Annotated in this window: 7 protein-coding genes; 5 read left to right on the forward strand and 2 right to left on the reverse strand. The window is 44.8% G+C overall.

Going from position 1 to position 8,506, the window contains the following annotated elements:
• Positions 1-42: 42 nt before the first annotated feature.
• On the forward strand, positions 43-3,411 hold the full coding sequence (locus tag ACE5CV_RS19310; protein ID WP_374951843.1) for a glycosyltransferase: 3,369 nt from the start codon (positions 43-45) through the stop codon (positions 3,409-3,411).
• Between the two features lie 99 nt (positions 3,412-3,510).
• Here ACE5CV_RS19310 and ispF read toward each other — a convergent pair whose 3' ends face one another.
• Both ispF and porV read right to left on the reverse strand, forming a co-directional pair.
• The gene (ispF, locus tag ACE5CV_RS19315) at positions 3,511-3,993 is read right to left on the reverse strand and encodes a 2-C-methyl-D-erythritol 2,4-cyclodiphosphate synthase (protein WP_374951844.1); all 483 of its coding nucleotides are present in this window, start codon (positions 3,991-3,993) and stop codon (positions 3,511-3,513) included.
• Positions 3,993-5,177, reverse strand: a complete 1,185-nt coding sequence (gene porV, locus ACE5CV_RS19320) for a type IX secretion system outer membrane channel protein PorV (protein ID WP_374951845.1) — start codon at positions 5,175-5,177, stop codon at positions 3,993-3,995. Before porV ends, ispF begins: the two co-directional genes overlap by 1 nt.
• A gap of 224 nt (positions 5,178-5,401) precedes the next feature.
• Between porV and ACE5CV_RS19325 the strand changes: the two genes are divergently transcribed.
• The 4 genes from ACE5CV_RS19325 to ACE5CV_RS19340 form a co-directional block, all read left to right on the forward strand.
• Positions 5,402-7,009, forward strand: coding sequence for an SUMF1/EgtB/PvdO family nonheme iron enzyme (locus tag ACE5CV_RS19325; RefSeq protein ID WP_374951846.1), 1,608 nt, complete (start codon positions 5,402-5,404; stop codon positions 7,007-7,009).
• A gap of 289 nt (positions 7,010-7,298) precedes the next feature.
• Complete coding sequence (locus tag ACE5CV_RS19330) at positions 7,299-7,772, forward strand: ribonuclease H-like YkuK family protein (protein WP_374951847.1); 474 nt, start codon at positions 7,299-7,301, stop codon at positions 7,770-7,772.
• A gap of 43 nt (positions 7,773-7,815) precedes the next feature.
• Entirely contained in the window at positions 7,816-8,178 is a 363-nt protein-coding gene (locus tag ACE5CV_RS19335; protein ID WP_374951848.1) for a hypothetical protein, read from the forward strand.
• Between the two features lie 26 nt (positions 8,179-8,204).
• Positions 8,205-8,506 (forward strand): sulfurtransferase (locus ACE5CV_RS19340; RefSeq protein ID WP_374951849.1); only part of this gene is annotated, 302 nt, incomplete at its 3' end.

Below are 8,506 nucleotides of genomic sequence, written 5' to 3' on the forward strand. Positions count from 1 at the left end.
TAATTTTATCGTCAACAACTTAAATCGCTTAATCACCCCTTCATGTCTAAACAGGTCTTTCAGGCTGATAACCCCGGCAGGTGGAACCGCTTTAAATGGCTTAGCCGTGTAATCATCATTATTTTAGTTGTAGGCGCAATTGCTGCTGCAATTACGGTTACATCAAGCGAATACCCCGAACTGCCTAATCTTGACCCCGCACCTAAAAAGATCTCGAAAGAAGAACTTGACGCGTTAAAAAAGTCAAAAAAATATAAAGATTTCCGGATTGAAAAAGCTGAGATACAACAACTGGCACGCGCACGCCGCTTGCATCAGCTTAAACACCCCAACAACTCCAATCGTATTAATGCGGCATTTTACAAAGCCTGGGAAGCACAGGCATACAATTCGCTTGCGGCTTACATGCCACACCTGGATATGGTTGTTACCGAAGGGTTCTCTTTTTCGCCCAATTCCGATATTTTGAAAGTATCTATAGATACCGGGCTTATCAACCTTAATAAAAAATATAAAAAGCAAGTTTTAGTTACGCTGTCCAACTATGTTAATTATGATAACATCCACGGCGGTTACGACAGAAAGGATGTAGAGCGCATTTTTAAAAGTAAAAAGCTGCGTACAGCATTTATAAATAGCCTGGCAGATAAGCTAATTCAATATAAATTCAACGGGATAAATGTTGATATCGACGACCTGAAAGATCGCAACAGCAAAGAGATGATTGCGTTCCAGAATGAGTTGTTCGCCAATTTCCATACGAAGGGTTTACTGGTTACGCAGAATGTTATCCCGCGGGATGAGGAGTACGATCTGAAGCGCCTGCAGCACATTAACGATTTCCTGTTCGTAATGGCGATCGATCAGCATACCGATACCAGCAACTCGGGCGACGTATCTAACCAGCATTGGGTTGAAGAGATACTGGATGAAATTTGTACCACTATACCCAGCGAAAAGGTGATCCTCACATTTGCTGCCGGCGGTTTCGACTGGCCGGAGAACAGCCTCGGGGTACCAGTAGGTTACGCAGGTGCTATCAGTATGGCGCAGCAAAAAAAAGCTACAATAAAGTACGATCCGGGATCTGCCAATTTAAATTACAATTACACGGGCAATGATGGCTTTAACCACATTGTTTATTTTGCTGATGCTGCCACAAACTTCAACGTGATCCGAATGGCCGATGACTGGGCTACCGGCGGGGTGTCGTTATGGCGTTTGGGTGCCGAAGACCCAAGATTGTGGACTTATTTTCAAAAAAACCTTTCTATCGATTCGTTACGAAAAACGGGCGTAGATATCAAGCGCCTTACCAGTGTGGGGCTTAACAACAAAATAGATTACACCGGCGACGGTGGCGAGGTGCTTGACCTGATTACCGTGCCGAAAACCGGTCAGATAAACGTTAGCCTGGATACTACCAATTACACTATTACTAACCAAAAATATATCGAACTGCCTACCAAGTATGTTATACGCAGGTACGGGTACAACAAAGGCAAGGTGGTTTTAACTTTTGATGATGGCCCCGATCCGGAATTTACGCCCCGCATCCTCGATATCCTGAAAAAGGAAAAAGTGCCAGCCTCATTCTTTGTTGTCGGCTCAATGGTAGAAAAGAACATCCCGCTGCTGCGCCGTATTTATGACGAGGGTTATGAAATTGGTAACCATACCTATCTGCACCCGGATATATCAACCATAAGCCTGGAGCGCGTTAAGCTGGAACTGAATGCAACCCGTAAGCTAATAGAATCGGTTACCGGCCGGAGCACCATCCTGTTCCGACCACCGTTTAACGCTGATGCCGAGCCGCAAACTCTTCAAGAGGTAATCCCGGTAGCAGAAAGCCGCAAGCAGCGCTACATTACCATCGGTGAATCGATTGACCCGTGGGACTGGCAACCCGGCGTTACAGCTGATAGCATCGTGGCCCGCGCAATCAAACAGCGCGAGGCCGGCTCCATGATCCTGCTGCATGATGCAGGAGGTGATACGCGCGAAGAAACGGTTAAAGCACTGCCGGAAATTATACATTACTTTAAAAGCCACGGTTACCAGTTTACTACCATTGCCGATATTTTGGGTAAAACCAAAGACGATTTAATGCCCCTGCCCACCAGTGATGACAAAACATTTTGGGGCCGTTTTTACGATGTAGTAGTGGTAGGTTTTTTCATTGGTAATCAGTTCATATTTTACCTGTTCCTTTCGGCTATATTTTTAGCAATAGGCCGTATAATACTCATCGGCATATTGGCTGTAAAACAGTTTGGCGATAATAAAAAGATAAAGCTGGATGCCCAGCCTAAGATGCCTGCGGTAAGTATAATTGTGCCGGCCTATAACGAAGAAGTTACAGCCACTAAAACGATTGATAGCCTCTTAAAAACAGAGTACCCCGATTTCGAGATCATTTTTGTGGATGACGGCAGTAAGGATAGCACTTACAACGTTGTCTACAACGCTTATCGCAACCATCCGCTGGTAACGGTTTTAACTAAACCTAATGGCGGCAAGGCGTCGGCGTTAAATTTTGGTATCAGCCATGCCCATCACGATTTTGTGGTTTGTATAGATGCCGATACGCAGTTAAAAAACGATGCTGTGTTCCAACTGATGACCTATTTTACCGATGAGGAAATTGGTGCGGTTGCAGGTACTGTTAAGGTATTGAATGAAACCAATATCATCACCCGCTGGCAGTCTATTGAGTATATTACCGCTCAAAATATGGACCGCCGCGCATTCGATCTTATCAATAGTATCACGGTTGTGCCGGGGGCCATCGGAGCATTTCGCAAGGCGGCTATTTTTCGGGCGGGCGGATTTACTTACGACACACTCGCCGAGGATTGCGATCTTACGATGCGCATTTTAAAACAGGGCTACATCATCCGTAATTGCGCCGAGGCCATTGCCTATACCGAGGCGCCGGAAAGCCTGAACATGCTGCTTAAACAGCGTTTCCGCTGGAGCTTTGGTGTGATACAAAGCTTTTGGAAAAACCGCGATGCGCTGTTCAACAAAAAATATAAGTTCTTCGGGATGGTAGGTATGCCTAATATCCTCATCTTCCAGATCATATTGCCCCTGTTCTCCCCTCTTGCCGATCTGATGATGATAGCAGGGCTTTTTGGGCCTAAGCCGGAGAAAATGCTTACCTACTACGTAGCCTTTGTGATGATCGATTTCCTGGTGGGGATGATCGCCTTTAAAATGGAAAAGGAACCGTTTAAAAAACTCATTTACATCATTCCGCAGCGCTTTATCTGGCGCCAGTTAATGTATTATATACTTTTTAAATCAATACGCAAGGCGTTAAAAGGTGAGTTAAGCGGCTGGGGCGTATTAAAACGTACCGGTAACTCTACCATTAAAAAAGATGACCTGATCAGTGATGATTAGATAACAGATTTAGGAATGTGCAGGTATTAAATAAATGAACTAGGCATGTAAATGCAGTAGTTCATTTATTTAATACCTGCACATCTGCACATCCGAAGCTTAAATTTTTTCTATCAGGCAAACCGCATAAGCCACCACACCTTCTTCGCGGCCAATAAAACCGAGCTTTTCGTTGGTAGTTGCCTTTATCGATATATCATCTGCATCTATGCCGGCAGCTTTGGCGATGTTGGCCTGCATTGTTGGGATATGCGGGTTGATCTTGGGTGCTTCCAGGCAAATCATAGCATCGATATTACCAATCTGCCAGTTCTTTTCGGCAAGCAGGGCAATCACATGCTGTAATAGCACCAGGCTGCTGATACCTTTCCAGCGGTCATCCGTATTAGAGAAGTGGAAACCAATATCCCTCAGGTTTGCGGCACCTAAAAGGGCATCGCATATGGCGTGTAGTAGTACATCGGCGTCCGAGTGTCCGTACGCGCCGGAGTTATGTTCTAAATTTACACCGCCTAATACAAAGGGGTGATTCTGTTTCAACTGGTGTACATCGAAACCGAAGCCTACTTTAATTTTAGCCATTATTGATTGGGTGCGCTTGCTTTAGCTGCATTGTTAGTACCGCCAAAGCTGGCCGATAACGTGAAACGTAAGGTATTAGCCAAAGGGCTGTTTTGCTGGCTGGCTGCCAGGTATGAAAAATCGAAATTAAACACATCGTACTTTAACCCTACCCCAAAAGTGGCATAGTGCCGGTTGCCTTTGTTGGGGTTTTCGTAAAAGTATCCGGCGCGGAGAGCAAACCGGTTGTTGTACAGATACTCCACTCCCGGAGAGAACGAGTATTCCTTCAGTTCTTCGCTAAAGCCACCCGGCGCATCACCGAAAGATTTGAAGAAGGCTGCCGGAACAGATACATTATCATCATGCCCGGAAATGATATTACCGTCAGCATCGCGGATAGGTGGCGTTGGCACCAGCAATTTGTTAATGTCAAACGCAACGGTAAAGCGGTTGGTACTGTCAATAGCCCAGGTATTGGCTACACCAATTTTCAGGTTAGTTGGCAAAAAGTATTTACTGCCGCCATCGCTATAGCTGATCTTGGAGCCAATATTTGATATATTGGTGCCGAATGCAAATGTCTTGTTATCGCCGTAAGGCTTGCTATAAAATACCGATACCCCTGCGGCTATGGCGCTGCCCGCCCGGTTTTGCTGCCCGGTACCTGATACAAATGCCCCGTTAGAGAAATTAGAATAGATATAACGCATGGTTAAGGCCAAAGATAGGTTTGGGCTGAACTTACGTGCGAAAGATGCATCTAAAGAAAATTCGCTTGGTTTATAAGTACCCTGGTCTACCTGGTTTTGATCGATCAGTTGAATTGACCCGAGGTTGAAATAGCGCAAAGATGCACCAAACGTATTGCGATCGCTTAACTTATGGGCGTAGCTTAAATAGGCCAGGCTTACATCGGGCACCAGGTGCCTTAACCACGGGCTGTATGACAGAGATATATCGTTGTTATTTTCCAGGAAAGCCAGTTTGGCCGGGTTCCAGTAATTGGCGTTAACATCCGGGGATGTGGCCACACCTGCATCTCCCATAGCACCCGAACGTGAATCGGGTGTAATATTTAAAAACGGAACCGCTGTTGAAATTGCATTTGCACCGCTGCCATTGGTATTGGTTTGGGCCAATGCAAATACAGGGACGCTAAACAGAATACAAAACGTAAGATTTTTTGCAGTAAAAAACTTCATTGCGTGCAATTTAGTCTTAATATTTAAAATAATAAAAATATGCTTACGTTAAAAAACGTATTTCGGTTGTGCATAAACCGCTATCACATCAAATTATTGTAACTCAATATTTAAATTGCACGTTTAAGTAGTTGTGGTAAATATTCTTATAATTTAAGCTGTGTAAATAAGGCCGTTGTTATTGATGTTTTTTTTTAAATTTACCTCCAATATATTTTGCAAATATGAAAGTACTTTTTACTAATACTGCTTTAGTGCTGTTGGGTTTAGGGGCGTTGCTAAGCAGCTGCAGTAAGCCACAGCAGTCGCAAAAAACAGGATTAAAATATAACGACCGTACAAACGGTGGATACGTGCGCTACAGGCAAACACACCCAAGCCCGGGTCCGGGCCTTATCCCTATTGAGGGTGGTACGTTTGTACTTGGCGGCAGTGCCGATCAGGATGTAAGTTTTGAGTATAACAACGTGCGCCGCAGGGTTACAGTGCCATCGTTTTACATGGATGAAACCGAAGTATCTAACCAGGACTGGCTGGATTACCTGCACTGGATAGCGATCACGTTCCCGGATGACAGAGAATATTATTACAATGCTATACCGGATACCCTGGTATGGCGTAAACCATTATCATACAATGAGCCTTACGTAGATAATTACCTGCGCCACCCGGCTTTTCAGGATTACCCTGTTGTAGGTGTAACCTGGGACCAGATACAGGACTATTGCACCTGGCGTACCGACCGTACCAACGAAAATATTTTACGCCAGGGCGGCCAGTTGGTTACCTGGAAAGATGCATCTAAAGCGGGCGCACCTGCAGTTCAAAATACTACACCTTTTAATACCGATATTTACCTGAATGGCCAGATCACCGGCGCAGGCATTGATGGTAAAAGGATGCCGAGAGATTTAAGCCCTGCACGTGCAGGCGCTACCGCCGCTAATGGAAAAGGTGGCCTACGCAGGCCGGTACGTTTAGAAGATGGTGTCCTTAAATCGGGCTACCGCTTACCATCAGAAGCTGAGTGGGAATATGCCGCTTTGGCTCTTGCCGGCAATACCCAGTTCGAAAACATTAATGATGGGAAAATTTATCCCTGGAACGGCCTTGGTGTACGTTCGCCGAATAAAAGCACCCGTGGTTTGATCTTAGCTAACTTTAAACGTGGCGGTGGTGATAATGCCGGTGTTGGTGGCGGCTTAAATGATAAAGCAGATATTACCGCTCCGGTACGTTCTTTCCCGCCGAATGATTTTGGTTTATACAACATGGCCGGCAACGTTAACGAATGGGTGGCCGATACCTATCGTCAAACCTCGTTCGAAGATGTTGACGACTTTAACCCGTTCCGCGGTAATGAGTACACCAACAAGCGCCTTGCCGATGCTTCAAAAGGCTTATACGCGAAGGATAAATATGGCCGCCCTATAAAGGATGCAGCTACCACCAACAAAAAATTAAAATACAGCGAAATGATTGCGCAGCAGCAAGGCCAGGGCGCAGCTGCTACACAAGGCACTGCACCTGCAAGCCCTATTGCCGGCAAACCATTTAAAGCCGATATGCGCGGCTACGGCGATACCGTAAATTCGGTATTATATGGCAATACATCATTGGTGAGCGATCATTCAAAGGTTTACAAAGGCGGATCATGGAACGATATGGCCTACTGGTTAAACCCGGCAACCCGCCGCTTTATGAACCAGGACGATGCCAGCGCCGAAGTTGGTTTCCGTTGTGCAATGACCATGGTTGGTGCACCTGAAATAAACCCGGGTGGCAAACAATACTTCCCGGTTAAAAAACCAAAAAATTACAAAGGCAGATAATTTTCTGCTCCCATAAAAAAAGCCGTTTGCTTTTCAGCAAACGGCTTTTTTTATGGGATTTCATTTTAGGTTAAATAATGATAAATCTGCCGCCAGGATCAGTACATCTCCAGGCCCGCCGTATTAACTTTCAGTTTTTTACTTTTATTCCCCAGCAGCCGTAACGTGTTAATATTCAGTAAAATGTTAACAAATAAATTACCGGCTTTTAACGTTTATGAAATAGTTAATCGCTTATTTTTATAGACCGATAAAAAAGGTCAGAAAAAATTCACCAAAAACAATTTTTATGACCTGGAGAAAATTTAGCGGCGAGGTGATCCAAACACCCATCTTAGAAGAAGTAGAGGCAGCCATCGAACGGGAGATAAACCTGGGGAACAAATTAAAAGTTTGTATAGGTACCGATTCGCAGGTAAAGGGTTCAGTTACCGATTTTGCTACCGTTATCGTTTTTATCCGCGAACAGCGTGGTGCCTTTATGTTCATCCACCAGGAACGTACCTCGCAAAAAATGAGTATTAAAGAGCGGATGCTTACCGAGGTTCAGAAATCTATAGACATCGCTTACAAACTTTGCGACCTGCTTGATCTGTATGATGTAGAGCTGGAAGTGCATGCGGATATCAATACCAATCCAATGTTTAAAAGCAACCAGGCCCTGCACGACGCGATGGGTTACATCCTGAGTATGGGTTTTGTGTTTAAAGCCAAACCCGAGGCTTTTGCAAGTTCTTGCTGCGCTAACAAGATGGTGCAGTAAGCGTTATTGGTAACAGATTAAAGATTAGTTATTATATTGCGGTATGCCGCATAAACTCTATAGTAGCCGCAAAAAATTAAAACTCATTCCGGTTTACTACTTGATAGTTATATTAGGCGGCTTAATACCGCTAATTTTCGCTTGCTTAGCTGGTTACATTGCAGACATTAATGGCTGCATATTGAACGAAGCCGGTGTAAACCCATGCCAGGTTGGTGGAGTAGATATTGGAGACTTGTTGTCCATGATGTTTGTTTCCGGTTGGTTCATGCTCATAACCGTCCCCGGGGCACTCCTTGTTTTTGTGGTCTTAACGTATTATACGGTACACGACATCGTATTTTATAGAAACAACAAAGATGATGACTACGATACCTGGCTTAGTAAAATTCAAACTAAACGCTGATCACTTACCTTTAAACGCTAACAATCATGTCTCCACTGATAGAAATTACCGATCCTAAAATATTTGACCCGGAAACTATTTTAATAGATGTACGTGCAGGTGCAAACGCGCTTCAGCGCTACCTGTCCGGTCATTTGCCAAACGCCATTTTTGCCACATTAGACGATGACCTGGCATCGCACCCGCAAGACCCGGCAATTGGCGGCAGGCATCCGCTGCCCTCATTGAGTGACTTTACAGCAACTTTAGGCCGCTGGGGTATCAGGCCGGACAGCCACGTAGTGGTATATGATGATAAGAATGCCGCTATGGGAGCAGCGCGTTTATG

This window comes from Mucilaginibacter sp., assembly GCF_964263795.1.
Lineage (GTDB): Bacteria > Bacteroidota > Bacteroidia > Sphingobacteriales > Sphingobacteriaceae > Mucilaginibacter.